Source organism: Devosia sp., from assembly GCF_965229025.1.
Lineage (GTDB): Bacteria > Pseudomonadota > Alphaproteobacteria > Rhizobiales > Devosiaceae > Devosia_A.
Map to the genome: position 1 here is coordinate 3,004,712 of NZ_OZ245853.1, position 26,747 is coordinate 3,031,458.

General features: G+C 63.4%; 27 protein-coding genes. 15 read left to right on the forward strand and 12 right to left on the reverse strand.

From position 1 onward, the window contains the following. The first annotated feature begins 99 nt into the window (after nt 1-99). Nucleotides 100-570, forward strand: a complete 471-nt coding sequence (locus ACO06J_RS14615) for a hypothetical protein (RefSeq protein WP_421761450.1) — start codon at nt 100-102, stop codon at nt 568-570. 354 nt (nt 571-924) lie between these two features. Here the strand turns inward: ACO06J_RS14615 and ACO06J_RS14620 are convergent, their stop codons facing one another. The 8 genes from ACO06J_RS14620 to ACO06J_RS14655 form a co-directional block, all read right to left on the reverse strand. Continuing rightward, a complete protein-coding gene (locus tag ACO06J_RS14620; protein WP_421758914.1) occupies nt 925-1,893 on the reverse strand; it encodes an IS110 family transposase in 969 nt (322 codons plus the stop codon). Between the two features lie 860 nt (nt 1,894-2,753). Then, on the reverse strand, nt 2,754-4,979 hold the full coding sequence (locus ACO06J_RS14625) for a glycoside hydrolase family 95 protein (protein WP_421761451.1): 2,226 nt from the start codon (nt 4,977-4,979) through the stop codon (nt 2,754-2,756). Continuing rightward, on the reverse strand, nt 4,979-6,043 hold the full coding sequence (locus ACO06J_RS14630; RefSeq protein ID WP_421761452.1) for a LacI family DNA-binding transcriptional regulator: 1,065 nt from the start codon (nt 6,041-6,043) through the stop codon (nt 4,979-4,981). Before ACO06J_RS14630 ends, ACO06J_RS14625 begins: the two co-directional genes overlap by 1 nt. Further along, complete coding sequence (locus tag ACO06J_RS14635) at nt 6,040-8,067, reverse strand: beta-galactosidase trimerization domain-containing protein (protein ID WP_421762519.1); 2,028 nt, start codon at nt 8,065-8,067, stop codon at nt 6,040-6,042. Before ACO06J_RS14635 ends, ACO06J_RS14630 begins: the two co-directional genes overlap by 4 nt. Nucleotides 8,068-8,069: 2 nt before the next feature. Beyond that, a complete protein-coding gene (locus ACO06J_RS14640) occupies nt 8,070-8,891 on the reverse strand; it encodes a carbohydrate ABC transporter permease (RefSeq protein WP_421761453.1) in 822 nt (273 codons plus the stop codon). Further along, on the reverse strand, nt 8,888-9,853 hold the full coding sequence (locus ACO06J_RS14645; RefSeq protein WP_421761454.1) for a carbohydrate ABC transporter permease: 966 nt from the start codon (nt 9,851-9,853) through the stop codon (nt 8,888-8,890). The genes ACO06J_RS14640 and ACO06J_RS14645 overlap by 4 nt, the downstream gene beginning before the upstream one ends. After that, nucleotides 9,853-11,154 (reverse strand): ABC transporter substrate-binding protein, encoded by a 1,302-nt coding sequence (locus tag ACO06J_RS14650; RefSeq protein WP_421761455.1) that lies wholly within the window; start codon nt 11,152-11,154, stop codon nt 9,853-9,855. Before ACO06J_RS14650 ends, ACO06J_RS14645 begins: the two co-directional genes overlap by 1 nt. Before the next feature lie 282 nt (nt 11,155-11,436). Beyond that, a complete protein-coding gene (locus ACO06J_RS14655) occupies nt 11,437-12,324 on the reverse strand; it encodes an aldose 1-epimerase family protein (RefSeq protein ID WP_421761456.1) in 888 nt (295 codons plus the stop codon). A 304-nt stretch (nt 12,325-12,628) separates the two neighbouring features. Between ACO06J_RS14655 and cpaB the strand changes: the two genes are divergently transcribed. The 3 genes from cpaB to ACO06J_RS14670 all read left to right on the forward strand — a co-directional run bounded on the left by cpaB (nt 12,629) and on the right by ACO06J_RS14670 (nt 15,569). Then, nucleotides 12,629-13,783 (forward strand): Flp pilus assembly protein CpaB, encoded by a 1,155-nt coding sequence (gene cpaB, locus ACO06J_RS14660; RefSeq protein ID WP_421761457.1) that lies wholly within the window; start codon nt 12,629-12,631, stop codon nt 13,781-13,783. Nucleotides 13,784-13,908: 125 nt separating this feature from the next. Beyond that, a complete protein-coding gene (locus tag ACO06J_RS14665) occupies nt 13,909-15,315 on the forward strand; it encodes a type II and III secretion system protein family protein (RefSeq protein WP_421761458.1) in 1,407 nt (468 codons plus the stop codon). Between the two features lie 14 nt (nt 15,316-15,329). Continuing rightward, nucleotides 15,330-15,569 carry a hypothetical protein gene (locus ACO06J_RS14670; RefSeq protein ID WP_421761459.1) on the forward strand — a complete coding sequence of 80 codons (240 nt, stop codon included), beginning with the start codon at nt 15,330-15,332 and terminating at the stop codon, nt 15,567-15,569. A 34-nt stretch (nt 15,570-15,603) separates the two neighbouring features. On the opposite strand, the gene ACO06J_RS14675 is transcribed toward ACO06J_RS14670, so the two are convergent. Beyond that, the gene (locus ACO06J_RS14675; RefSeq protein ID WP_421761460.1) at nt 15,604-16,083 is read right to left on the reverse strand and encodes a tetratricopeptide repeat protein; all 480 of its coding nucleotides are present in this window, start codon (nt 16,081-16,083) and stop codon (nt 15,604-15,606) included. A gap of 238 nt (nt 16,084-16,321) precedes the next feature. Here ACO06J_RS14675 and ACO06J_RS14680 point away from each other — a divergent pair, with 238 nt between their 5' ends. The 3 genes from ACO06J_RS14680 (at nt 16,322) to ACO06J_RS14690 (ending at nt 18,839) form a co-directional block, all read left to right on the forward strand. Then, nucleotides 16,322-16,810 (forward strand): cyclic nucleotide-binding domain-containing protein, encoded by a 489-nt coding sequence (locus ACO06J_RS14680; RefSeq protein ID WP_421761461.1) that lies wholly within the window; start codon nt 16,322-16,324, stop codon nt 16,808-16,810. A gap of 227 nt (nt 16,811-17,037) precedes the next feature. Next, the gene (gene motA / locus ACO06J_RS14685) at nt 17,038-17,901 is read left to right on the forward strand and encodes a flagellar motor stator protein MotA (RefSeq protein ID WP_421761462.1); all 864 of its coding nucleotides are present in this window, start codon (nt 17,038-17,040) and stop codon (nt 17,899-17,901) included. Nucleotides 17,902-17,927: 26 nt separating this feature from the next. Continuing rightward, nucleotides 17,928-18,839 (forward strand): flagellar motor protein MotB, encoded by a 912-nt coding sequence (locus ACO06J_RS14690; protein ID WP_421761463.1) that lies wholly within the window; start codon nt 17,928-17,930, stop codon nt 18,837-18,839. A 12-nt stretch (nt 18,840-18,851) separates the two neighbouring features. Here the strand turns inward: ACO06J_RS14690 and ACO06J_RS14695 are convergent, their stop codons facing one another. After that, nucleotides 18,852-19,730, reverse strand: a complete 879-nt coding sequence (locus tag ACO06J_RS14695; protein ID WP_421761464.1) for an NAD-dependent epimerase/dehydratase family protein — start codon at nt 19,728-19,730, stop codon at nt 18,852-18,854. 67 nt (nt 19,731-19,797) lie between these two features. Between ACO06J_RS14695 and gnd the strand changes: the two genes are divergently transcribed. Then, nucleotides 19,798-20,775: a phosphogluconate dehydrogenase (NAD(+)-dependent, decarboxylating) gene (gnd, locus tag ACO06J_RS14700; RefSeq protein ID WP_421761465.1), complete on the forward strand. Its 978-nt coding sequence runs from the start codon at nt 19,798-19,800 to the stop codon at nt 20,773-20,775. Between the two features lie 6 nt (nt 20,776-20,781). Here the strand turns inward: gnd and ACO06J_RS14705 are convergent, their stop codons facing one another. Together ACO06J_RS14705 and queF are read right to left on the reverse strand one after the other, a co-directional pair. After that, nucleotides 20,782-21,762, reverse strand: a complete 981-nt coding sequence (locus ACO06J_RS14705) for a DUF1624 domain-containing protein (RefSeq protein ID WP_421761466.1) — start codon at nt 21,760-21,762, stop codon at nt 20,782-20,784. Nucleotides 21,763-21,829: 67 nt separating this feature from the next. Then, the gene (gene queF / locus ACO06J_RS14710; protein WP_421761467.1) at nt 21,830-22,279 is read right to left on the reverse strand and encodes a preQ(1) synthase; all 450 of its coding nucleotides are present in this window, start codon (nt 22,277-22,279) and stop codon (nt 21,830-21,832) included. A 192-nt stretch (nt 22,280-22,471) separates the two neighbouring features. Here queF and ACO06J_RS14715 point away from each other — a divergent pair, with 192 nt between their 5' ends. The 7 genes from ACO06J_RS14715 (at nt 22,472) to ACO06J_RS14745 (ending at nt 26,719) form a co-directional block, all read left to right on the forward strand. Continuing rightward, nucleotides 22,472-22,915: a Crp/Fnr family transcriptional regulator gene (locus tag ACO06J_RS14715; protein WP_421761468.1), complete on the forward strand. Its 444-nt coding sequence runs from the start codon at nt 22,472-22,474 to the stop codon at nt 22,913-22,915. Between the two features lie 2 nt (nt 22,916-22,917). After that, entirely contained in the window at nt 22,918-23,238 is a 321-nt protein-coding gene (locus ACO06J_RS14720; RefSeq protein WP_421761469.1) for a SelT/SelW/SelH family protein, read from the forward strand. Between the two features lie 120 nt (nt 23,239-23,358). Further along, nucleotides 23,359-24,156, forward strand: coding sequence for a substrate-binding periplasmic protein (locus tag ACO06J_RS14725; RefSeq protein ID WP_421761470.1), 798 nt, complete (start codon nt 23,359-23,361; stop codon nt 24,154-24,156). Nucleotides 24,157-24,199: 43 nt separating this feature from the next. Next, nucleotides 24,200-25,012, forward strand: coding sequence for an amino acid ABC transporter permease (locus ACO06J_RS14730; protein WP_421762520.1), 813 nt, complete (start codon nt 24,200-24,202; stop codon nt 25,010-25,012). Between the two features lie 69 nt (nt 25,013-25,081). Further along, nucleotides 25,082-25,597: a CreA family protein gene (locus ACO06J_RS14735; RefSeq protein ID WP_421761471.1), complete on the forward strand. Its 516-nt coding sequence runs from the start codon at nt 25,082-25,084 to the stop codon at nt 25,595-25,597. Between the two features lie 105 nt (nt 25,598-25,702). Then, nucleotides 25,703-25,903 (forward strand): hypothetical protein, encoded by a 201-nt coding sequence (locus ACO06J_RS14740; protein WP_421761472.1) that lies wholly within the window; start codon nt 25,703-25,705, stop codon nt 25,901-25,903. 180 nt (nt 25,904-26,083) lie between these two features. Next, nucleotides 26,084-26,719 (forward strand): peroxiredoxin, encoded by a 636-nt coding sequence (locus tag ACO06J_RS14745; RefSeq protein WP_421761473.1) that lies wholly within the window; start codon nt 26,084-26,086, stop codon nt 26,717-26,719. Nucleotides 26,720-26,747: the final 28 nt, after the last annotated feature.

Here is a 26,747-nt window from a genome sequence, read left to right on the forward strand (position 1 = left end):
GACACACCCGATGACGAAAACCCACCGAAACCACCCCTCCCCTCACCCGCGAGCGCATTAGCGATCCATGAGCGGCTCTATCCGCGGGTGGCGGCGCTTTTGAAACAGGTCGAGCGGGCCAAGGGGAATGAGGCGGCGCCGGTGGAGAGCGTGCGGCTGGGGCGGGAGTTGTGTGGGGAGGTGGCGCGGTTTCTGGGCAAGGCGGGGCGCGGCATTGCCGTGCCGCGCGAGGCCGGCATCGATAACGCGGCGCTCGCCATTGCGCTGGGCCAGGCGCTGGCGGGGCTCGAAGCGTTCGAGGGCGAGCATGCCCGGCTTTCCGCGCGGCACCAGGCGATCTGCTGGGTGTTTGATGGCAAGCAGCAGCCCATTGCCCGGCTGCTGCCCCGCACCCCGCCCAAGGGTGCGCCCGCCTGGGATGAGGAAGAGGCCAAATTCACCAAGATCAACGCCGACAAGGTGCGCAACCGCCTCATCGAGCGCGAAAACCACATCTCTCTCGACGGCTACCGCGACGCCCAAGCCGGCAAACCACCCCGCGACCCGATGCCGAAGTTCCGCTCGGTTTGACGCGGGTGGGAGTCCTCCCTCCCCCTTGCGGGGAGGGTAGCGCAGCTAGGGCCATCGGGCCCTTAGCGGAGCTAGGGTGGGGGGTGAGGTGCCCCGGTGAGCGCAGGTTGTCCACGGGCTCCGCACACCCCACCCCGTCCCTCCCCGTCAAGGGGAGGGACGGGGTGGGGCCGGGTGAGGGGGCCTTCCGTCACCGTTCTCGCCAAGCGCTCCGGCCCATTCTTCTCCCCGTCGGGGACTTCGAGCCGTCCCGCAGGGCAAAAGGCGCCAGTGGCGCCTTTTGAGGGGAGAAGGCCATGAGAGCTATGCTCGAATGGCGGGGACCGCAGGACGGATGAGCATCTGTGTTTTCGGTCAAGGGTTGATTGGGCTCCAGAGGCGATTTTGTTTGATGAGGGTATTGGCGAGGACGATGAGTTTTCGCATGACGGCGACGAGGACGATTTTTGGTCGTTTGCCGGTGCTTTGGAGGCGTCGTGCGAAGGCTGCGAGGTCGGGGTTGTAGCGGCTTGCCGAGAGCGCGGCCATGTAGGCTGCGTTCCTGACCTGCCTCCTTCCTCCCCTGATGGCGCGCCGGCCGGTTCGCGCGCCGCTGTCGTCGGCGACGGGCGCGACGCCGGCCAGCATGGCGGCCTGCTTTGCCGAACAGTGTCCGAGTTCGGCTAGGCCAGTGAGGAAGCTGGCTGCGGTGACCGATCCGATGCCTGGTATCGAGCACAGTATCGCATGGCGTCGTGCCATCCCGGGGTCGGCCATGATGCGCCGTTCGATCTCGGCATCGAGCCGCTTGATATGGCGCTCCGAGGTCTGCAGCAGACGCCGCAGTTCGGTCTTGAGAAAGGCTGTCCCGGCGGTCGCCAGCCGGTTGGACAACGCAGTGCGCTCAGCCATGGCCGCGGTGCGCGCATTGACCAGTTCGCACACCTCCTCCAGCGCCTCAGGCGGTGGCGGCGTCACGGCCGGCTCAAGCGCCGCACCCATGATCGCCAGCAGTCTGGCGTCGATCGTATCGGTCTTGGCGAGCTGGCCGGCCGCTTCGGCGAACAGCCGGGCCCGCAGCGGATTGACCACCGCCACCGCCAGACCCGCCGCATGCAGCGAGCGCAGTGCCGCCCGATGATGCTTACCTGTCGCTTCCATCACGACACGGCAGACCACCAGTCCACCCAGCAGCCGTTTCAACCGCCTCAGACCGACCCCATCATTGCTGACACGCAGCGTCTGGCCGGACGGGTGCACGTGCACATCCAGCCACTCTTTACACACATCGACACCAGCATAAACTGGCGTCGCGTTTGGTTCGGGCATTACCTTGCCTTGCATGCGGGACTTGCTCCCCATCATCTGTTCAGGACCAGCGCCAAGGACGAACGGACCAAACTCATCCACGGGCCAAAGCCCAAGGGGTCGACGGTCCCGCACGTCCGATCCCCGGCAGACGGCCATCTGCCGGGGATCGCGGCATCCTTCCAACAAATGCCGCAAAAACCAACATGCAAGGGGGCCGCATCGCTGGCGATGCGCGATCGGAGCGGAGTGAGGAGCGGATAGTTGGGAGAAAGACCCCTCATCCGGCGCTGCGCGCCACCTTCTCCCCGACGGGGAGAAGAACAGGGCGGCGCCACTGGCGACCTGCCCCCTAACCCCCTGATCCCCCACCATTTCCCCCAACTTATCCCCGCCGCTTCCCCCTGCCCTATACTGCGCTCACTGCCCCCGCGCTGGACGGGATCGCGAGCGAACGGTTTGCGGGGACAGGGTCGGATGGAGGGTGTCGCGCCCTCCTTGCCGAAGTTCCGGCCGGCCGGATGCTTTCCTTCAGGGAGGCGAGGGCCGCCAGTGGTGTCACGGCCGCTTTCGGGCGGCCAGGGGTCGAAGCTCCCCTCACGGGGAGCCGGGGTGCCTGCGCAGAAACGTCCGGGGTTTTGGCTCCGTGGATCTGGACTGCGGGGATAAGCCCTCTCCTTCGGGAGGCCGGTTGGAGCAATCCGCCGGTGGCCAGGCACTGCGGTTCCGGGGAAGTCCCCGCGGTCCGCCGGAGCGAGGTGGAAAATTCCGGTCGCGCCGGCGGGGCAAGGCCCTGCCACTAAACCTGCGGTCTACCGCTGGGGCCAAGCCCCGCCGGCGCAGTCCTCTATCCATCTTCCCGGCGCCCGAGGGCGGCCGGGCGCTTCGGCGCACCTCTAGAGCGGCGCAATCACCGTGGGCGTGGGCGACAGCGTATAGGTCTGGCTGCAGGTGCCAAAGCGCACCAGCACCTGGCGCGCGGTTTTGGCCGTGAGGCTCGCCTCGGCGAGTTTACCGTCGCGCCAGCTCAGATCGACCGTGACGCCACCGCGGGCGCGCACGCCTTGTACCGAACCTTCCGGCCAGGCATCGGGCAGCGCCGGCAGCAGCAAAATCTCGTCGCCACCCGATTGCACCAGCATTTCCAAAATGCCCGCCGCGCCGCCGAAATTGCCGTCGATCTGGAACGGCGGGTGGGCGTCGAACATGTTGGGGTAGGTGCGCTCGGGCGTCAGCAGCAACTGCACCACGTCATGGGTGTGGTTGCCATCGCCCAGCCGGGCCCAGAGGTTGATGCGCCAGCCAATCCCCCAGCCGGTCGCATCGTCGCCGCGGATCTCGAGGGTTTTGCGCGCGGCGGCGGCGAGTTCGGGGGTTTTGGCGAGGCTGATCTGCTGGCTGGGATAGAGGCCATAAAGGTGCGAGACATGCCGGTGGTGGATTTCCGGCACCTCCATGTCCCAGTCCTTGAGCCACTCCATCAGCTGCCCGGCCTTGCCGATCTTGTGCGGCGGCAGCCGGTCCCGCGCAGCAGCGACCTCGGCCGCCAGCGCCGGGTCCGCGCCGAGGCGGGTCGTGGCATCGATGAGCGCGTCGAAGAGATCGCGCACCAGCTGGTTGTCCATCGTCACCCCAGCCGCCAGCGCCGCGCCTTCGGGGTGGACGTTTTCGGGCGAGAGCGAGGGCACGATCACCAGCCGATCCGTCCCCGGCAGCGGCACGAGCACATCGAGGATGAACCTCGCCGCCCCCGCGAGCAGCGGATAGACCCGGCGGACCAGCGCATCATCGCCGGCATAGGCAACATGATCCCACAGCTGCGCGCAGAGCCACGCCCCGCCCGTCGGCCACAGCCCCCACTTGGCGCCATCCACCGGCCCGGTGGCGCGCCAGAGATCAGTGTTGTGATGCAGCACCCACCCCCGCGCCCCATAATGCGCCTTCGCCATCTCGGCTCCGGTCACCGTCAGGTCCTCAACCATCGCAATCAGCGGTTCAAAGCACTCGGCAAGGTTCGCCGGATCCGGCAGCCAGTAGTTCATCTCAAGGTTGATATTTGCGGTGTACTTGCTCCCCCAGGGCGGGCTGGTCAGGTCGTTCCAGATCCCCTGCAGGTTCGCTGGCTGCGTTCCCGGCCGGGACGACGAGATCATCAGGTAGCGGCCATACTGCACATAGAGCGCTGCGAGCGCCGGGTCGGCCAGCGTGACATTGGCAGCAATCCGCTCATCGGTCGGCAGGTCAGCCGCCGGCGTGCGCCCGAGGTCGATGGCGAGTCGCCGATAGAGCCGGCGGTGCTCGGCCAGATGCGCGGTGCGCAAGTCGGTCCACGACCTGGCCATCGCGGCATCGAGCCGGGCTTCCAGCGGGCCGATGTGATCGCCCGACACATCATCGAAGCGCCGGAAGCTGGTCGCGACGTCGACGAGGATCAGCGCCTCGGTGGCGCCCGAGACGGTGATCCGATCCCTCGAATCAGTGCGTTGGCCGTCCGTCAGCACCCGGGCTTCAGCCGCAAACCTGAGCCGGCCGGCAATGCCCTCGGCTGACCGATTGGTGCCCTCAAAGCGCATGCGGCCGGGCGCCGTCATCGCCATCGACCCCGGCTGCTCGGAGGTCAGCGACAGGGCGAACGACAGGGCGCCCGCCTTGTCGGCCGAAAGCCGCACCACAAGCACGCCATCGGCGGCGGTCGAAAACACCTCGCGGGTCAGCGTCACACCGCTCGCACTGAAGCGCGTCGTGGCGATAGCGGCGTCGAGATCAAGCTCGCGGCGATAATCCGCGACAGGCCCCTTGAGATCGAAATCCAGCCACAGATCGGCGGCCGGCTGATAGGGCATCTGCTTGATCGGCTTGCCCATCAGCTTGGCCTCCGCCAGCGCCTCCGCCTCGGCATAGTGCCCGGCAAAGATCAGTTCGCGGACCTGCGCAAGATGAGGGCGCGCGTCTGGGTTCACCTGCGAATAGGGCCCGCCGGCCCAAAGCGTATCCTCATTAATCTGCAGCCGCTCGCGCACCGTGCCGCCAAACACCATGGCGCCGAGCCGGCCATTGCCAACCGGCAGCGCCTCCGTCCACACCGTGGCGGGGGCGCGATACCAGAGCAGGTGCTGAGACATTATTTGTGGCCTTGTTCGATGTCGCGCGGGGTCAACAGGCGACGGGTCGAGCCGCGCAGGATGATCTCGCATTTGAGGGTGATGGCGTGCGGTTCGTGTGCGGCGCCGCGCCCGGAGAGGCGGGACGACATGATGCTGGTGATGGTTTCAGCAATCTTGTCGACCGGCTGCGCCACCGCGGTGATGCCAGCCTCGTGCAGCTGGAACAGCGGCACGTCGTCAAAGCTCATCAGGGACAGATCGTCCGGGACCTTGAGGCCCTCTTCCTTGAGCAGCCGCAGCGCGCCTAATGTCATGTTGTAGTTGCAGCAATAGAGCGCGGTCGGGGGGTCAGCGAGAGAGAGCAGTTGCAGCATGCCGGAATAGGCTTCGTTCTCATGCCAATGGGTATCGAGGACGTAGCGTTCATCCACTGCCATTCCGCGGCTTGCCAGCGCTTCGAGATAGCCGTCATAGCGCTGCCTGCCGGTGAAATTGTTGATGTCGCCCGTCAGCACGGCAATGCGGGTGTGACCGATATCCAGGAGGTGACTGACAGCCCGGAAACTGGCTGCCTTGTTTTCCACCAGCACCCGATCAACCGGCATACCGGGCATGTCGTTGTCATAGAGGATCACCGGCATGCCGGTGTTGACCAGTTCGCGGATGCGGTCGTCGAACCCGATCTGTCCATCCATCACCAGGCAGTCCACCCGGTGTGCGTCGAAAAAATCGAGTGCCTCAAGAACGGAGGCCTGATCGTTGTTGTGGCAATAGGCAATCAAGGCCCGCCCGGCCCGGCGCATGGTCGAGCTCAACCGCTCCAGTATGGCGGCATGAAACTCGGACAGGGACGGCACCATGAATCCGACGGTATTGGTAAGCTCGGTCTTCATGGCCGCCGCAAGCGCGTTGCGGCGATAGCCCAGCTCAGCAATCGCCCGCTCGATCTGGTCACGATTGCCGCGGCGAATCGGGTGACCGTTGAGGTAGCGCGAGACCGTGCCGATGGCGACACCGGCGCGGTCGGCGACCTCAACTATCGTCGCCTGCCGCTTCCGGGTCGTATCATCGTTTGTGGTCAAGCTGTTCCCTCGAATACCAGTGCCGCGTGGATCCTGAGACTGGGGACGCTCACCTCGACCCTCTGCCCATCGACACGGAAGGCAACATCCTCCCCGGTCAACGCGTCATAGACCCGCGTCGGGCTCTGGGGAAGCCGGACGCTGGCGGTGATGCTGCCAAGGGTCGGGATATCCTCGATCATTTCCATGACGCGGTAGCCACCGTCGCCCGACGGAACCTGCTTACCCCGCACCTGCGGCGCGCCATAAAGCAGATGCAGGATATGCCGGCGTTCATTGGCCTGCCGGGTCAGCGTCGCACGTGCGGACGAGGGCAGGTCCGACACGATCACCGGATCGGGCAAGAGGCGCGCGAGGAGGCCGCGGACCAGGTACTTGTAAAGCGGCTGCCCCATCGCGTGATACATCCGGAAGATCGGATAGGCGATGTAACCCACCGCGTCGGTCACCGCTACGGCGGCGCCAAGCGCTGTGGCCTTCGGATCATCAGGCGCATGCTGGTGCGAACTGAAGTGCCTGTAGGTGCGATTGAAGTAGGACGGCCCGATTTCGGCCAGCACCTCGGCCCCATCGGCGGCAATGGTCTGGCCGATGCCGTACATGACGAACGGGGTCTTCGTGATCGACGCGTCGAGCGCGGGGCTTGCCCGCATATATGAGGGATCAAAGGTTACCGGCGGCCCGGCGCGCTTGACGCCGGCGGCAACGGCAAAACTGCCGTCCTCGCGCATCGCAGACGTACCGGTGAGCAGCAGCTTGCCGCCTGACCTGACGTAGCCATTGAGCCGGGTTGCGAGGCCGACGTCCACAGGCACTTCGTCGGGGAGGATCAGCAGGCGATAGTCCTCGAAACGCGCCGAAGGGTCGATGACGTCGAATGGCTGCTTCAGTTCCTGCAGCACTTGGGCGGCACCATCATCGCTGAGGTTGTTGCGAGCACCGACGGGGTGGAAGAACTCGGCGGCAAGGATGGCGATATCCGAGACCTGGCGGGCGCCTTCGAGATAGGGCTCCAGCTTTTCGATCCGGGCATAGGCGGGAGCAATCGAGGCATAGGTGTCGGGATTGATCGAGCCATCGGGATGCAGCTGATCGCCGACGAGACACTTGGAGCCGAGCGCCACCATCTGGGCGGCTTCGAACTCCAGCGCGTCAGGATGCTTGAAGCCGCCAAACTCGCCCCAGGAGGTGTGGAACTTGCCGGTGTGGGCTACGAAGTCGAGGCCGAGCGTTGCCGCATAGCGGGCGCTCTGCGGGAAGTGATCATAGCCCCAGCCGCCAGTGGGCAGGCTTTCGAGTTCGAGATGCGTATAGGACGCAAAGCGCTCGGGGCCTTGTTTGTGGATGTGGCCGCAATTGTAGAAAATGCGCAGCCCGGGGAACTCTTCTCTCAGCGCCGCGCTCATTTCGCTGCGGAAGACTTCGTTGACCCATTCGATGTTCTGCAGCCGATCCGCCGGATTTTCCGGATCAAGCCCGTGCGATTCCATCGATGCCAGGCACTCGGCGCAGACGCATTCGGCCGAGAGCACAATGTCGAAGAACAGTCCCTGCGTGGGATAGGTGCGCGCCACCTCGCGGGCATGAGCCAGCAGCTCGTCGCGGTAGGCCTTGTGGTTGAGGCAGAGCGTGTGCCACCCCGCCTCCAGCTGGTCCGGATCGAACCGCGACGGCACGGGGCTGCGCAGGCGCCACTCGGGATGGAGGCGCGCGTTGCGCTCGTCCCACTGCACCGAGATGTAGATCGGGCAATCAATATCGGCAGCGCTCAGCGCGGTCACCATGTCGCCGAGCAGGTCGGGGCGCGCAAGGTTCGGATGCGGAGCGCCGACCTTGGTCGGGTAGTACGACCAGCCATGGTGGCACTTGGCAAAGATGGTGATCGAGTCGACATGCGCTGCCTTGAGCGTTGCCACAAAGTCATCCGGGTCGAACGCCGAGCCAACGCCGGGAATATGCTCGGAGGTGTGGAAATCGAGGTGGATCTGGCGGTAACGCATCGGCTTGTTGGTCTTGGCGGGCATGTTCATTCCTTGGCGCCTGAGCGGGTTTCAGCACCCGCGGCGAACTGACGTTGAAAGATGAGAAAGACGATCAGCGGGACAATCGTGGTGACGATCGCGGCCACCGACCGCAGGTCCCAGTTGACTTCATAGGTTCCCGACACACGGGCCAGCATGACCGGCAGTGGGATGTTGGTCCTGAGGTAGAGCATGGGCAGCAGCAGGGCGTTCCAGGTCCACAGGAACTGCAGGATGCCGACCGCAAAGACTGGCGACAGGGCGTTGGGCAGCACCACGTACCAGAAAGTCGTCAGCGGCCCGCTGCCGTCGATCTTGGCGGCCTCGACGAGCTCCTTGGGGAAGTCCTCGAGGAAGTTCTTCACGAGGAAGATCGACCAGGCAAAGCTCATGCCGACATAGGGAATGAGCACTGAGAAGATATTGTCGATCATCCCCAGGTCGCGCCAGAGCTGAAACAGCGGGATGATCACCACCTGCTGCGGCAAGACGAACGCATTGATGATGATGATCAGCAACGTGCGCCGGAACGGGAACTTGAGGAAGTGGAAGGCATAGGCCGCGGCGGGCGTCAGCAGCATGGTCGCGACGGTGGCGATCGCCGCGAGCTCTGCGGTGGTCCAGAACGCCTTGGCGAGCGGATACTCGTCCCAGACCTTGAACCACGCATCGAGCGTGAAGCTCAGGTCATCGAGCCGCCACCAGCCCAGGGCCACTTCGCTGGGCGGACGCACCGAGGTGACGACGATGCCGATGATCGGGATGACCCAGATGACGGCGATGATGCCGACGACCCAGACGGTCCAGGCGGGAACACGGCCGATCATCGTGCACCTGCCGTACGCTGGATGATGGCAGGGACCGAAATGATCAGCACCGCGACCAGCAGGATCACTGTGGCAGCCGCGCCGTAGCCCAGTTTGAACTGGGTCATCGACTCCCGGTACATGAAGTAACCCACGGTCTCGGTGGCCCGCACGGGGCCGCCTCCGGTGAGGATAAAGATGATGTCAAAGGCGCGCAAAGCGCCCAGCAGGTTGATGAAGATCGCAACCCGCACGCCCGGGAGCGACAGCGGCGCCATGATGTTGGTCATGATCTGGCTTGGCGTCGCGCCATCGAGATAGGCTGCTTCCAGCACAGTTCTCGGAATGGCCTGCACCGAGGCGAAGCACAGCATCAGCGGCAGTCCGACGCCGCCCCATGAGGCCGTCGCCACCAGCGCCCAGAGCGCCGTATTGGCATCGCCAAGCCAGGGATGAGAGAAACCCGGGATGAACAGGCCGATGACTGTGTTGAGCAGACCGCCTGCATCGGGCCGGAGGATGCCGATCCACATGTAACCTGCGACGGCTTCGGAAATCCCGAAGGCGCAAAAGATCATGACGCGGAACGCTGCAGTCTGGCGCGGGGCAAATGAGCAGAGCATGGCAAGCAGCCAGCCAATGCTGACTGACACGGCCGTGGTCGCAAGCGTGAAGATCAGGGTCGTCGAAAGCGTATTGCGGAATGCCGGATCCGCAAAGAGCCGGATGTAGTTCCCGAACTCGACATATTTGGGCTTACCCAGCCCCTTGATGTCGAAAAAGCTCAGCCGAATGGTCTCAAACAGCGGGAATACCACCGAGATCCCGAACAGGATGATGACGGGGGTGATCAGCAACCAGGCTGCGGGCCAATCCGTGATCCTGCGGCCGCGGGTGGCGAGCAGCTTTCGCTGCTCGCCGGCCACTCGGGAGGACCGCTCGGCTTCCGTAGCCGTCGCATTGGGAGCGACGGTATTTTGCATCAGTAGGCTTCCGCGGCTTTGGCTTCGATGGCAGCCGTCACGGCGTCGATATTGGCGTCAGAGGGATCCTGCAGGAACTTCTGCAACTGCACGCGATACTCATCGACAAGATCTCCAGGCAGCAGATCGCCGAGAACGAACTGCACCTTGGAGCTCGCAACTGCGGTCGTCGCCGTCTGCTGAACCGGTCCGAGCAGCGAATTGTCGGCTGCTGCGGACGGCGACGCATAGCCGTAGCCGGCCATCAGGTTGGCGGCATCCGCACTGACGATGAAGTCTAGGAAGGCATCGGCAACCTTGGGGTTGGCGCCGTTGGCTGTGACGTCGAGTTCCTTGGTGTCGACGCTCGACGTATCGTCATGACCCATGCCGAGGGCCGGGAACTGGAAGATCCCATAGTCCTTGCCTTCGGTCAGGGCGTAATCGTTCTTGGCGCGGGCGTTGTTCCACATGCCGATCATCATGTAGTTGGAGGTGTTCGCCTTGAAGACCAGGTCGGCAGCACCGTCCCAATCGTTGGCGAACATGGTCGCCGCGTCGCCGCAGCAGCCAGCTGCCAGCATCTCGGCGAACTTTTTGAGCGCACCCTTGACAGCCGGGTCGGTCCACGGGATTTCGTGCCGCGCCAGCTTGGCCGCAGTTTCGACGCCCGCTGTACGCAGCAGCAGCGTTTCAAACCACTCGGCATGGGCCCAGTATTTGGCGCCGATGGCAACAGGGGTCGCGAAGCCCGCAGCCTTCAGCTTTTCGAAGCTGCCAAGGAAATCTTCCCAGGTTTTGGGAGTGTCGGCGATGCCGGCCTTGGCCATGTGCTCGGTCTTGTACCAGACGGCCGAGCGGTCGCCGTAGGTATAGGTCAGGCCGTAGACCTTGCCGTCGATCGAGCCGAGGTCTTTCCAGGACTGATTGAGCTTGCTGTCCCAGTTGAAGGTTTTCCACTGATCGTCGATCGGACGCAGGATTCCGGCCGAGGCCAGTTCGGCGCGGAAGGCCGGCCAGGTGTTGATCACGATGTCGACGACTTCACCGCCGAGCAGTGCCGTACGGATACCGCCGCGCGCATCGCCCTGAGCGGTAATGGTGAGTTCGCGAATCTTGACGCCGGGATTCTTGGCAACGAAGGCGTCCTCAACCTTCTTCCACATTTCGGCGTCGGTGCCGCCCTGCCACTGCAGGATGACGAGATCGCCTGTCAGGTCTTCAGCGAAGACCGGCGACGCGATCAGCAGCGCCGCAAGACTGATCGCCCCGAGCGCCGTGCGCCGGGTGATCGCAGACATAGTTCCACCGGTGATGGTCATTGGTTTCCTCCTCCCTTGACGCAGCCATTATGGCCGTCGCTTGATCAAGTAAGTTGAAACGTTATCAACTAATGAAGCGATTGCAAGCCGGTTTGTGCGTCACGGTCGCAGCCGACGCGTCATGCGTCACCGCAATTCGATAACTCTGTTTATAATCAAATGGCTACGTGGGCAGCAGATGTCCACCGCCCCGTCTATCGACAGCCCGAGCAGTCTGTCGCACCCGTTTTCAGAGCGGCGACATAGCGTTGAGCCAGCTGGCAAAGTTGTCTGGAAAGCCCGCTAGATGCCGGTGAACTTCAGCTCCATCCTGAAGTCCATCTGCTCACCTGGAGACAGGCTCGCCGCCCCGTTGCGGGTCTCAAGCGCATCACCGGTTCCGCTGAATGGTGCGGTCCCATGCCAGGGCTCGAGACAGAGAAAGGGCGCGCCCGGCTTCTGCCAGATGGCGAAGTTGGGGAGGTTGGCGGTCTTCATGTCGATCCGCGCGCCCCCCTCGGCGGCAAAGCTGAAGCTAGTGCCAGCCCCGGCCGGAAACAGCATGGCGTCATCGTCAAACATGGAACGGTCGGGCTCCAGCCGGCCCGCCGCAAAGGGCGAAGGGTGCGGTTCGTCGATGAGCAGCTTATCAGCGTTGAGGCGATAGAGGCCGGGTTCTGCGCCATTGCCCAGCGTCACGGTATGCCGCTTGCCGTCCGAACCCGGCAGCGGCCAGACAAAGCCGGGATGAAAACCGAACTGGAACGGCATCGGCACGCTATCGATATTGGTGACGCTGGCGAGGCAGGAAACCGAAGTGCCGTCGAGCCGGTAGGTCATTGAGAGCTGGAAAGCGTACGGGAAGCTGGCGCGCGTCACGTCCGATTCATCGAGGGTGAACCGCGCCCAGTCCGGCCCCGAGCCATCCTCGGCAAAGTCGAGAATACGCGCGAAGCCATGCGCAGCCATCGGAAAACTGGCACCCCCGATACTGACCTGATTGTTCGGGCTGCGGCCGATGACCGGGAAAAGCAGTGGGGAGCGACCGGTCCAGAATGCCGGATCGCCATTCCAGAGCCACTCTGCCCCATCGGTCGTGCGGATAGAGCGAAGTTCTGCACCACGGGCTGCGATTTCGACCCTCAAGTGATCATTGGCAATCTGCACGTCCATCGTCCTCATTGTGGTCATTGGCTCGGATGCTACACCAAGCGGCACCTGCGTCGAGGTTGATATCGCAGGGTGCGGCGCGGTTGTGTGACACACCGCGCAGGACCTTCTGCCGAGCAGCTTCTCCTCCTTAGTAAACGTGCAGTGAACTCCAGCTTCTAAAATCGCCGGGCTTTGAAACGAAGCCGTGAGCCTTTGTCGCTATGCAATTGGGTGCCGTCCCGTGGATGGCGCCGCCACAGAATATGGCACCTTACGTGAGGCCCGATTGCTCCGCCGTTCCGAACAAATCGCCGTCAAGGCGGAACCTGAAACAGTGGGCGCCATGCGAGCGGAAATCGAGAAGGCGTTCTCGCCGCTCGAGACCTCGCCCCTGAAGCGCAAACCGCTCGATATCCAGAAGCCTGCCAGCGAGGATCCTGTCGTGGCCAGCCCGCAGATCGCCCCCATCGAGACCATCTCTCCACGCCGTAGCTCCAACCGGTTCGATCCGGCAAATGAGCCCGCTCCGCCCGCCCGTGAGCCAGAAGTCAATTTTGCCCCCAAAGTCGATCGCCGCAAAGCCGATCGCCGGGGCATGGACGCCCTGCGTGACGAGGCCCTGAAGACGCTCATTTCCCGGGTTGAAGACAAGAATTTCGGCGGCCTTCGCAACCGCGTGCACTGGGGCCGCGGCATGAACCGCATGCGGATCGTGCTGGTGCTGGTAGCAGTTGTCGCGGGCGGCCTCGCAGCCTATCTCGCTACACAAACCTACACTCCGGCGCCTGCTCCTGTTGAGGTCGTTGCGGCTCCCGCCGTGACCGTAGCTGCGCCGACCACACAGGTGCTGGTCGCAAAATCGCATATCGCAGTGGGTGAACAGCTCAGCGCCGATCTGCTCGAATGGGCGGACTGGCCGGATTCAGCGCTGCGGCCCGAGTATATCACCGTCGCCAGCGCACCCGATGCGATGACAGAAATGTCGAAGTCGGCGGCGCGCGTGCAGTTTTTCGCTGGCGAACCGATCCGCGCCGAAAAGCTGGGCGAGGCCGGTAAGGGTCTCCTCGCTACGCTCATCGACAAGGGCAAACGTGGCGTCTCGGTTTCGGTCGCAGCCGAATCTGCGGCGGGCGGTTTCATCGTGCCGGACGACCGGGTCGACGTCGTCCTCACACGCGCAACAAGCATGGGGCAGGTTTCGGACACCATCGTCCATAATGTGCGGGTCCTCGGGATCAACGCCCAGGTGATCGGCGGCAATGAGGTTGAGGGGCCGGTATCGGACGACGCACCGGCCAAGGCCGAAAGCTTCGGGAAGGAAGCCATTGCCACCCTGGAACTCGATCCCGAACAGGCTGAAGTGATGATCAACTCGACCGCCGCAGGCAGATTGTCGCTGGTACTGCGCCCCACCCTCGATGTCGCCGAGACGACGACGGCCGAACAACAGGCAACGAACCAGGAGATCCGGGTCACCAGTCCGTTCTGGGCCAAGTGACCGTCGACCGCGCGCCGCGCGACGGCGCACTTTGTGGCGAAATCGCGTCGTCCGTTAAGCCGCCGTTGACCCACGAGGCTTAGGGTTTTCGAAGTGGACAGGCAAGTTTGGTAAAGCAGGACAGAGTGACGACACCATTCCACACGGGCGGTATTTCCGGCCCCCTTGCGCGCCTCATGCATGTCGCCCTCAGGGTGCTGACGCTGGGGATCTTTGGGCTCTTGCTCGCTAGTGCAGCGCCGGCGCTTGCCCAGACAGTCCACTACGACCTTTCAACCACCTCGGTGATGCGGATCAAGCTTCCCGTTTCGCAGGCTGTGACGGTCACGATTTCTGAGGCCGTCGGCAAGGTTGTCTCGGCCGATCCGCTGATTGCTGACGCGCAGCCGATTACCGACAAGTCAATCTATCTCGTCGGCAAGGCCTTCGGTACCACTACCGTCAACCTCTATTCCTCTGCAGGCGCCCCCGTGGGGCTCCTGGCGGTAGAAGTTGGCGCTGACACGGCCGATATCTCGCGCTCGATCCATGCTGCAGTTCCGACGTCCAACGTGAAGGTCGGTACCGTCAATGGCCGCGTCCGCCTGAGCGGAACCGTCACCGATGCAGACTCGATGCAGAAGGTGCTCACCATTGTCGATCAATATGGCAGCCCGGCAGTGATCAACACGATCACGCTCGTCGGTGGCCAGCAGGTTAACCTCGAAGTCCGCATTCTCGAAGCCCAGCGCGATGCTGGGCGCGACCTCGGGATCAGCTGGGCCGGAGGGTCAGAAGGCAGCACGAGCGTGAAGGTCGGCAACCCGCAGGCGAAAGCGGAGTCCTTTTCCGAGTTCGTCACCGGCATCATCGCCGCTAACTCAGGTCTCGATCTCAGGGCCACCATCAATGCGCTTGAGAGCAAGAACCTCGTTCGCACGCTGGCAGAACCCAACCTCACCACGCTGTCAGGCGTCAGTGCCAGCTTCCTTGCTGGCGGGCAAATCCCCATCCGGGTGCCGGACAGCAATGGCAATTCCACGATCAGCTATCGCGACTTTGGCGTGCGCCTGGTGTTCCAGCCCGTCGTGCTCGACGGCGACCGGATCCAGATCCACCTCACGCCCGAAGTCAGCGGCATCAACGGCTTTACCGAGAACAACGACCCGATCTTCAATACCCGCACGCTCGATGCAACAGTCGAACTGCGGGACGGCCAGAGCTTTTCCGTCGCTGGGCTGTTGCAGAGCGGCACCACATTGAACCAGAACCAGCTGCCCTGGATCGGTGATGTTCCGATCCTCGGCTCGCTGTTCAAGTCATCGAGCTACCAGAAGCACGACACCGAGCTGGTGGTGATCGTCACGCCGCGGCTGGTCCATCCGGCAACGCCCGGTCAGGTCCTCGCGACCCCGCTCGATGCGACCCAGCCGGCCAATGACGTCGAGTTCTTCGCGCTCGGCCAGATGGAAGTCACCCCGAAAATGCTCAAGAGCCTCCAGACCGGTGTCGGCACATCCGGTCCGTTCGGCTACATCATCGATCTGCAGTGAGGCCTGAGATGAGCATGACTTTTAGATCACGGCTCGTACGCAGGGTACTTGCCCTCGCCGGCGTTGCAGTACTGCTCTCTGGCTGTGCTTACGACTACCTGCAGCGGACTGATCGCGTTGCCTATCACGCCGGCAATGCGGTGCAGGCCAACACCGCCATCCAGACGACCAATCCGACCAAGGCATCAATGTACAGTACGTCGGGCCTGGGAAAGAACGGCAACGTCATGCCGCCTCCCGCAGCTACCCCATAAGTCGCCGCTTCGACACCAGCTTTGGAGCCGCGTTTTAGGCGCGCCCCTCGGCGGTGACGTTTGCGAGGATCTTGAGGTTATTGGCCACCACGATATTGGCCGGGTCGAGCTTTTGCGCCTTGCGGAAATTGCTGAGCGCACCCTCGAGGTTACCACGCAGCATCTGCGAATAGCCGACATTGTTGTAGTACTGGGCGGTGCCGCCGGAAATCTCGAACAGCGTGGCATAGACCCGGTCCGAGAGGTCGAAGCGGCCGAGGCGATCATATGATGCGCCAAGCCCGATATAGCCTTCGGCGTTGGTCGGGGAGAGCTCGACGACGCGCTTATAGAAGGTCGCCGAGTATCCGAAATCGTTGTTGCGGAAGTGGCTGCGCGCCTCGATGAGGGCGCGGTCGGCCGGGTAGGTTCCGATGTTGGAGATCTCGGCGATCTGGACCTTGCTCGACCCATTGGTGGCAAAGCCGGCCAGATTGCCTGAACTGCACCCGCTCAGCAGCGACGCAGCAACCACTAGGCCCACCCAAACGGATGACCGACAGCGAAGATTCATAACCAAGCCCCCAGGCCGAGGTCGCGCCATTCTTGTGCGACCGCAGTTGAAACCCTAGCGAGGCCATGGATACCGCTTGGTAAACGAAATCGCCTGCCGCTCATCAGGCTTAATCGGCCGTAAACATGGCGCTGCTGATGGCTTGCTTTCCCGCGTCGAGATGGGCAGGTTGCCGGGGTTTCATCGACCGGGTGCACCGATGTCGCCGCTAGCCTCCTTCACAGACTCACTGCCTTTGCAGCAAATGACGCATGGGACGCTCCTCACCGAGGAAGGCTCTCACTCGGGCCGCCTCTTCATCCTCGAAAAGGGCCGGCTGACGGTGCTGCGCGAGGGGGTGATCCTCGCCAAGATCGATGAGCCCGGTGCCGTGATCGGCGAAATGGCGGCGCTCCTCGGCACGCCGCACAGTGCCACTGTCCGCGCGGACGGGCTCGTCAGCGTGCGCGTGATGGAAGATGCGGTGGAGAACCTGGGGCAAAACGCTGAGCTGGCGCTCCACATCGCGACTATCGCCTGCGCGCGCCTCGACGCCACTTCGGCCCTCCTCGTCGAATTGCGCCGCAACCTTGCGGGCCGTGACAAGGACCAGGCGCTGCTCAGCCGCATCCTGACGGCGCTCACCGCGCCGCCCAAAGGCCCGCCAAGACCCCGCTCACGCCAGACCCGCTCCTACATGCACGAGTAGGCCGGCGCTCCCCACGAGAACATGGTGTCGCACCCTCCGTGTCGAGGGCGAAATTAGCCTGATCTTAACCGTGACAGCAGAGATTGAGCTACCAACTGCGCTCCCCGACTTTGGGTGAGCACGGCAGGATGCTGGACGATCTGAGCGAGCAGTAGTGCCCTCATGGGACCACCCCATGTGACGCTGCGGCAAACCTGCCAGCGGGCGTAACATCGGAGTGCGGGCGCGTGCGGCTCATCGTCGGAACTGTCATCATTTTCGCCAGCGTTTTCGGTGGCTACATGGCGCCGGGCGGACACATCGATGTGCTGTTCCAGCCCTTCGAATTCCTGATCATCCTGGGGGCGGCCATCGGCGCCTTCGTGATCGGCAATACCGGCCCTGTGCTCAAGCAGAGCATGGGCATCTTCGGCATCCTGTTCCGCGGCCCGCGCTATAACAAGGCGGCTTATGTCGAACTGCTGGGCCTCCAATACACCATCTACAAGCTGATGCAGTCGCGCGGCGTGCTGGCGCTCGAGCCGCACATCGAAAATCCTGAAGAATCCTCGATCTTCCAGCAATTCCCGACCTTTGCGCACAACCACCATGCGGTGGAGTTCTATTGTGACTACCTGCGCATGGTGACGCTCGGCACGCGCGTCGTGCACGAAATGGAAGCGCTGATGGATGAGGAGCTCGAGACCCATCACCAGGAGTCCGAGCGGATGGTCTCAGCCATCCAGGCGCTCGCAGACGGTACGCCGGCGCTGGGCATCGTGGCCGCCGTGCTTGGCGTTATTCACACTATGGGCTCGATCAGCGAGCCGCCCGAAGTGCTCGGTCACATGATCGGCGGCGCTCTGGTGGGTACGTTCTTCGGCGTGTTCATCTCCTACGGCTTCTTCGGCCCGATGGCGCAGTCGCTGCGCGGCATCTTCGAGGCTGAATCGAAATACTTCCTGTCGATGAAGGTCGGCCTCCTCGCCAACATGGCTGGCTATGGCCCGCCGATCGCCATCGAGTTCGCCCGCAAGGCGCTGATGTCGGAAGTTCGCCCATCCTTTGCCGAAGTCGAAGAAGCTACGGCCAGCCTGCCGGCGCTGACCTGACCCCCTCCTAAGCGATAGGGATCGCCATGGCCTCGGACGACCAGCCGTTTATCATCAAGAAGGTCAAGAAGGGTGGCCACGGCCACCATGGCGGGGCGTGGAAGATCGCTTACGCCGACTTCGTGACGGCGATGATGGCGTTCTTCCTGCTGCTGTGGCTCATCAGCATGACGACGCCCGAGCAGAAGAAGGGTCTCGCCGACTATTTCGCACCCCCGAACGTCTCCGAAACCACCAGCGGCGCCGGTGGCGTGATGGCCGGGCAGGCGTTCGACGACAAGGGTGCCAAGGTCGTTGCGGATTCCCGCATGGACGCCATGACCGCGCCCGACAGTTCGCTCGCCGGCCCGAAAGTGCAGTCGATGGGCGGCATGGGCGAAAAGGGCGGCGCTGAACACGACACCACCAAGTCGTCGTCGGTCGATCTCAAATCCAAGCTGAACAATGACTACCACGCCGCTGCGGCCAGCATCCGGCAGGCCTGGCAGGCGATGCCCGATATCACCTCGATCGCCGACAGCCTGCGGGTGGACGTGACCGAAGAGGGGCTCGACATCGAGATCTCCGACCAGGAGGGACGCCCGATGTTCCCCGAAGGCTCGAAGTTCCCCTATGAGCTGACCCGCAAGGCCATCGCGGCGCTTGCACCGCAGTTGCAAAAGCTCGGCAGCCAGGTGGTCATTTCTGGCCACACGGCGGCCGGTGCGGTCTACAATGATCCAGGCTACGGCGCCTGGGAACTCTCCACCGACCGCGCCAACGTCGCTCGTAGCATTCTCAGCGAGTTTGGCCTGTCTGACGATCACATCCGCTCGGTGACGGGCAGCGCCGCCGCCGATCCGTTGTTCCCCAACGATCCGTATCTCGCTGGCAACGGCCGCATCAAGATCACGGTGCTCTACCAGCCGCCTCCGGTCCCGGCAGATCTGGCGCCGTAGCCCCGGAAAGGCTCAGGCCATCCCGGCCTTGGCGAGTTCTGTCCACACGTCATCGACCGGGCGGTAGCCGATCCATTTGGCCGCCTCCTCGAGGTCCCAGGCCATGCCCCGATTGTTGGAAACGCCCGAGACCACGATTGCCGGTGCCGGCCAGCGGGACGCGTCAGCGCGCAGCGCCGCCTCGATCAGGCTGTTGTGGTCCCGGTTGGAAAGCCACATGTTGCGGAACCAGCGAAAATCGCGCGCCATCTCCGCGGGGTCCTGCCCCGAGGCATCTCCCGGCTTGGCGCCGCTCGATTGCAGCGTCGTCGCAACGTTCTCGCCGCGCTGGCAGTAGCCGATACGCGGCGACACCCCGGTGAGCCGGCCTCCCGTCGCGGCAGCGCGCATCGCAACGGCGCGTTCGCCCAAAATCTTCGTCGCTCCGTAGGCCGCGCCGTACTGATAGCCCACGCCCGGAACATAGAAGCGGGTACCGCTCAACGGCGGCGTCTCCATCCTCAGCTTGCCGTCGGCCGGCAGCGGCGCATCCTTGTAGCCACCCATAGCGTGGTTGGAGGAGGCAAAGATGAAGCGGCACGGGCGATCGCCACCCGCCTGCTCCAGAAGGTTCATCGTCATGTCGAAGGACTTTGCAGACTCCGTCCAGTTACCGTTGGGCGCCGGATTGGCCGAGGCGTAGTTCACCACCGCATCGGCGGCGCGGACCGGGGCCAGCCACCTGGCGTCATTTGGGTCGCCCACATCGGCCAGAACCAGTTCGGTCTTGGGGCCGACGTCGAACGCATGCACATCGATGGCGACGATCTTCTCGCACCAATCGGCAGCTTCGAGATGCTCCCGGAGCTTGCTGCCAAGATTTCCTGCCGCACCTGTAATCACGACTCGCATGTTCATCCCCCCATGATCGAGAACGCGTATAACATCGGTTCGACCTTGCAGAAAACGGAGACCAAGGATGCAGATCGGGATTATCGGCTTAGGCCGGATGGGGGGCAATATCGCCCGCAGGCTGATGCGCGCCGGCCATGATTGCGCGGTCTACGACATCAGCGCCCAGGCCCGTGCCGACCTCAGCAAGGACGGTGCACGTCCCGCGGAAACGCTCGAGGGGCTGGTCGCCTCGCTGACGGATGGCCCCCGCGCCCTGTGGGTGATGTTGCCCGCCGGCAAAATCACCGAAGGCACCATCGCCCATCTCGCTTCATGCCTCGCGCCGGGCGATATCATCATCGATGGCGGCAACACTTACTACAAGGACGACATGCGCCGCTCGGCCGAGCTGGCAAAGACCGGCATCCAGTACATCGATGTTGGAACCTCTGGCGGCGTGTGGGGGCTCGAGCGCGGCTATTGCCTGATGATCGGCGGCGAAACTGACGCGGTCACCCACCTCGACCCGATCTTTGCCGCGCTCGCCCCGGGCCGCGGGGATATTCCTCCAACCCAACGCGCCACCGGGTCGGACGCACGCGTCGAGCAGGGCTATATCCATGCAGGTCCCGCAGGCGCAGGTCATTTCGTCAAGATGATCCACAATGGCATCGAGTACGGGATGATGCAGGCCTATGCCGAGGGCTTCAACATCCTCGAGAGCAAGAATGCCGAGGCGCTGCCGGTCAACGAACGCTTTGCGCTCAATGTCGCTGACATTGCCGAAGTCTGGCGGCGCGGCAGCGTGGTCACCTCATGGCTCCTCGACCTGTCAGCGGCAGCACTCGCGCGTGACCCGCATCTCGATGGCTTCTCCGGCTATGTCGAGGATTCCGGCGAAGGACGCTGGACGGTGGAGGCGGCGATCGAAGAAGCGGTGCCGGCTGAGGTGCTCACCGCCTCGCTCTACACGCGGTTCCGGTCGCGGCAGACGCACAACTTCGCCGAAAAGATGCTCTCTGCGATGCGGCTCGGATTCGGCGGCCACATGGAAAAGGCCTGACCGCCCCTAGTTCGCCATGGCGCGGCAGAGCTTGGTCAATGCATCGATCTTGACCTGCTGCTCTGCCGTGCGGCTGGCGAGATCGATGGCATCCCAGAGGTTGCCCGTCTCGATCTGGTCAAGCGCGCACGAGCAATAACGCGTGCAGTGGCCGGTTTCCCCGCCGGCCGCCTCGCAACTCTGCTGGCAGGACGCGGAAAAACTCACCGCCTGGTCGGTCTGGGCGATCGGCGGCGTTAGCACTGGTGACTGGAGCTGCATCAACGCCCAGAGGATGCCGATGATCACCGGCTGGTGGAGAACATAGAACGGCAGGCTCCACCGCCCTAGGAAGGCGAGGCCCCGCACTGCCGGCTCGCGGCTGTGAAAGGCCTGAAACCGCACTGCGATCTGGCTCGTCAATACCAGCCGCATGCCGCCCATGCCGATCAACACCACACCGAACCAGGGCAGGATCGGCACAAGGTCGGCAGTAGGCGGTGAGACCGGCCAGAACCCGATCCAGGCGAGCTGGCGCTGCGTGAAGATCGTATCGGTGAAGGTAAAGGACGCCAGAACCACTGCCGTCCCCAGCAGCAATGCCTGCCATCCCGTAAGCCGCAAGGCGGGAAGCGCCATCAGAGAGAACAGTGCGATGGCGTGCAGCACCCCGAAGAAGACGAAATAGTCGGGGAACATCCAGTAGGTACCGGCCGTCACCAGCAGTGCCGCGACCAGCAGAATGGCGAAACGACGCCAGAAGCCGCGCCATCGGATGCCCTTGCCATGCGCGAGCACCAGCCCGCCGCCCACCAGCAGCAGGAAGCTGGTGAGGATGGTCTTCTGGAAGGCCACCCAGGGCGGATCGGTGGTGACATCGGTCGGCGAGAACCCGAAATAGTAAAGGTCCCAGGCGACGTGAAACACCACCATGGCGAGGATCGCAACGCCGCGGGCCATATCGAACAGCTGATAGCGCTGGGGCAGCGGCGTCGTGGTTTCGCTCAAGACCAAGTCCTCAGATAGTCGATCAGATCTCTTAGCCACGAGCGCCGTGCGCCGCCAGACCCATACGTTAGCCGCGGCCGCGATAGGATGCGACGCCCTGCTCGGGTAGCCAGAGGTTGGCTGGCGGTGCACCGGTCTGCCAGAAGACGTCGATCGGAATGCCGCCGCGCGGATACCAGTAGCCGCCGATCCGGAGCCAGCGCGGCTCCAGCGCCGTGACCAGGCGTTTGGCGATATCGATGGTGGTCGCTTCGTGGAATGCGCCCGCGTTGCGGAACGAGAACATGAAGAGCTTGAGCGACTTGGATTCGATCATCCAGCGATCCGCCACATAGTCGATGACGAGGTGCGCGAAATCCGGCTGCCCGGTGATCGGGCAAAGCGCGGTGAACTCTGGCACCGCGAAGCGGATCAGGTAGTCGATGTCGGGGTGCGGATTGGGGACGCGGTCGAGAATAGCAGTCTCGGGCGTGAGCGGAATGGCGGCCTCGCGGCCGAGGACGGCAGGTTCAGACATGTCTGGCTCCTCTATCGCGCCCGGCAATTGACCGGGGACGGGAGATTTCGGGGATGCGTCCGGCAGCTGACCGGCGCCAGCGTGTCCTATCCGCTTTGGCGTCAGGAACCAACAGCCCTGACATTCGGCTCGGGACGCTTCGCAACGGTGTGAACCTGAGCTACCATCGTCCGGTCGACGAGAGGACACACCATGACTGAGACGCCGACCCAAAACTGGCTGCGCTTTGACTACTTTCCTGCCGGTCGTATCCTCATGCAGCAGGGCGGTCCGCTGTCTGGCAGCCTGATCGTTCTCAAGGAAGGTGAGGTGGAGATCATCCGCGACGAAAAGTTTGTCGCCTCGATCCGCCAGCCCGGCGCAATCTTCGGGGAGATGTCGGTGCTGCTCGGTCGCCCGCACTCGGCGACTGTGCGGGCGGTGACCGATGTGCAGCTCTACATCATCGACAATGCCATTGAGGTGCTGGAGGCGCATCCCTCCTGGCTGCTGCAGATCGCGCGCCTCCTCGCGCAGCGGGTCAATGCCACCACCGCGCAACTGGTCGCGCTCAAGCAGAAGGCCGGCGAAGAGGAAGATGACGTGCTGATCCTTCCCACCAGCATCTATTCGAACTGGTCGGACCCGCAGGTGTGAGCATGGACAAGCCCATCCTCACCATCACCTACTGCACACAGTGCAACTGGCTGCTGCGCGCCGCATGGATGGCGCAGGAAGTGCTCTCCACGTTCAGCCTTGAAATGGGTGAGGTGACGCTGAAGCCCGGCACCGACGGCATCTTTGAAATCCATCTCGACGGCGTGCTGATCTGGGAGCGGAAACGCGATGGCGGCTTTCCCGACGTCAAGCAGTTGAAGCAACTGGTGCGCGACCGGATCGACCCCGAGCGCGACCTCGGTCATATCGACCGGCCGCACGGTCCTTCCGCTTTGCACAAAGCCAATCCAACGGCAGACTGAAACGCAGAAGGCTGTTTCCCAGAATCCGGTTGAGGGCGCAGCGCTATCGTGGCTAATGTCGCCGCAATGATTGCCCGGCGGGCCAGCGCCCGCCCCTCGAATCCGGGAGAATGCCGCCTCATGAAGTCGTTTATCGCCGCCCTCGCCGCGCCGTTGCTGGCGCTCTCGCTCGCGTTGCCGGGTTCCGCTGCCGAGCTGCCCGATCTTGCCGGCCGCACCATCAAGGCGGTCACCGAGAACGCCTATTATCCGCTCAACTTCGCCGACCCCAAGACCAATGAGGGGATCGGGCTCGAGTACGACCTGATCAATGAGATCGGCAAGCGTCTCAACGCCAAGGTCGAGTGGAGCCTTTCGGCCTGGGACGTGATGATCGAGGCGGTCAAGACGGGCCAGTTCGACGTCGGCGCGGATGGCATCACCATCAATGCCGAGCGTGAAGAGCAGATCGACTTCACCCAGCCCTTCATCACCGTCGACCAGTATTTCCTGGTGCGTGCCGACGAGAAGCGCATCACCGGCTTCAAGAGCTTTGCTGAGGACACCAGCCTGCTGTTCGGCGCCCAGTCGGGCACCTCGGCGTTCTACACTGCGATCTACGATGTGCTCGACGGCGACGAAGCCAACCCGCGCGTCAAACTGTTCGACACCTTCGGCGCCTCGGTGCAGGCCCTGAAGTCCGGCGACGTCGACGCGGTGATCGCCGACCAGGCCGCTTCGGCCGGCTATATCGGCGCCGATCCAGGGGCCTTCAAGCAGGTCGGCGAGCCGATCAAGTCCGAGCCGCTCGGGCTGATCCTCACTCCCGGTTCCGATCTCGTCGGGCCGTTCAACGCAGCCATCGACCAGATGCGCGCCGACGGCACGCTCGATGCGCTGATCAAGAAATGGTTCTTCGAATACGGCCAGGCCAAGTAAGGCTCCTGCGGGACGCGACCGTTTGGCTCGCGTCCCCCTCTCCATGCCGGCATCCCCTCCGAAGTCCCGTTCGAAACCCTTCCCGTGGTGGCTCCTTGCCATCGCGCTTCTCGGCCTGTTGACGCTCTGGGCCATCGTCGCTGACGCGGGCTACGCCGAAATCTTCCATACCCTCACCAAGGGCGTGATCACGACGCTTTGGGTAACGTTGCTGGCGTTCGCCCTTGCATCCGCCCTCGGACTGGTGGTCGCCCTTGCCCGCACCTCGCCCAATCCGTGGCTGCAGCAGGTCGCGATCTTTTACGTCGAGATCATCCGCGGCGTACCCATTCTCGTCGCGCTGTTCTACGTCGCCTTTGTCGGCGCTCCCGCCATGGTGGTCGCGGCCAACTGGGTGCTGACGCCACTGCTCTCGCAGGGCTGGATCAAAGCGCTGACCGTCCGCGAGTTCGATTTCACCGCCCGCGCCATCGTCGCACTCACGGTCTGTTATTCGGCGTTCATCGCCGAGATTTTTCGCGCCGGAATTGAGGCGGTCGACCGCGGCCAGATCGAAGCGGCGCGGTCTTTGGGGTTATCGCGGGCGAACACCTTCCGCCACATCGTCGCCCCGCAGGCCCTCCGCACTATCCTGCCACCGCTCGGCAATGACTTCGTCTCGATGATCAAGGATTCCGCCCTGGTTTCAGCCCTCGGCGTCCAGGACATCACCCAGTTGGGCAAAGTCTACTCGTCGGGAAGCTTCAAGTTCTTCGAGACCTACAACGTCGTGGCCTTCCTCTACCTGACTATGACCATCACCCTGTCGCTGCTGGTCCGCGCGCTCGAGAAGCGCCTCAAGCAATCGGACCGGTAAACTATTGTGGAGCGGGCTGGCACGCACCACATTCGGCGCGTCGCAACCCGGCCAACAAGGATGCCGTCCATGATCAAGCGCATAGCAACTCTGGGTCTCGCCGCCATCGTCGCGGTCTCGCTCGCCGCCTGTGGTGATGCGAAGTCGACCAATGTTGGTAGCGTGGGGGTCGACTGGACCGGCAATGACATCTCCGTCGAGGCCGTCGCCGACCCTAAAGTGCAGGGCGTCGTTTGCCATGTGGCCTACTTCAACCGCAGCGTCATCGACCGCCTGCAGCAGGGCAACTGGTTCGAGGACCCTTCTTACTCGGCTGTCGACTGCAACGCCTCCGGCCCGATCACCGTCGGCGACATCAACATGAACAAGGGCGGCGAGGAGATTTTCCAGCAGGCCCGCTCGCTGATCTGGAAGAGCCTCAGGGTGTCGCGCATCTATGACGCCGAGAATAATTCACTGGTCTACCTCGCTCACACCCGCGAACTGCAGCAGGGCTCGGGCAAGATGTCGCTTTCCGTCATCCCGCTTGATGGCAGCGTCACCTGGACCAAGGGCGCGCCGAAAGCTGCTGCCACGGCGCAGTAAGCGAAACCAATTGTCGTCAAGTTTGAAGCAAGGGCGAGCCATGTCGGCAACGGCATGGCAGCACTAAGGGTGACAGTATGAGGCTCCCTACGCGTGGAGCAGATCATGTCGCCCATCGTTCTTGCCGCGCTCTATTCCCACGCCGCGACGCTGTTTGCCTCGGTGCTGCTCATCGTCGTGGTGTTCCTGATTGGCCGAGTCGCGCGCCTGAGCCAGCCGCTTGCGATTACGCTGGCGATCCTCCCCGCGCTCGTCCTGTTCGCGATGGACCGCCTGGTCATGCAAGGCCCGCCCGGCCTGATCTAGCGCGCTCGGGACCGCTATCCTTTCCGATCCAGCAATACTAAGCGCCTGTTCCGCCTAACCCTCTAAACTTGCAAAGATATTTTCTCTGACTTGGTCGCCTTGCTGCCATGTGGGGAGGATAGTGCTGGCAGTGCGCGCCAACCGATCCGGCGCAGCAGCGGTTTGCAAAGGAAGACCCAGATGGCAATTCTCATCGGCGACATCGCCCCGGATTTCGAGGCCGACACCACAGAAGGCCATATCCGCTTTCATGACTATATCGAGGGCAGCTGGGCTGTTCTCTTCTCGCACCCCAAGAACTTCACGCCGGTCTGCACGACTGAGCTCGGCTATACCGCCAAGCTGAAGCCCGAGTTCGACAAGCGTGGCGTCAAGGTGCTGGGCCTTTCCGTGGACAAGCTCGAAAACCACGCCGGCTGGGCAGCCGACATTGCGGAGACGCAGGGCACGGCACTCAACTTTCCGCTCATCGCCGATCCCACCCAGGAGATCGCCCGCAAGTACGACATGATCCACCCCAATGCCGACAATTCCCTCACCGTCCGCTCGGTCTTCGTGATCGGCCCCGACAAGAAGGTAAAACTCAAGATCGAGTATCCGGCGTCGACCGGCCGCAACTTCGACGAGATCATTCGCGTCATCGACAGCCTGCAACTGACAGCACGCCACCAGGTGGCAACTCCTGTGAACTGGAAGGTCGGAGAAGACGTGATCATCGTGGCATCCGTCACCGACGAAGCGGCTCGGGAGAAGTACCCGGAGGGCTGGAAGACGGTGCGGCCGTATCTGCGCCTCGTGCCGCAGCCGCGCACCTGACTTCGTCCAGATATCCATGACTTGTGAG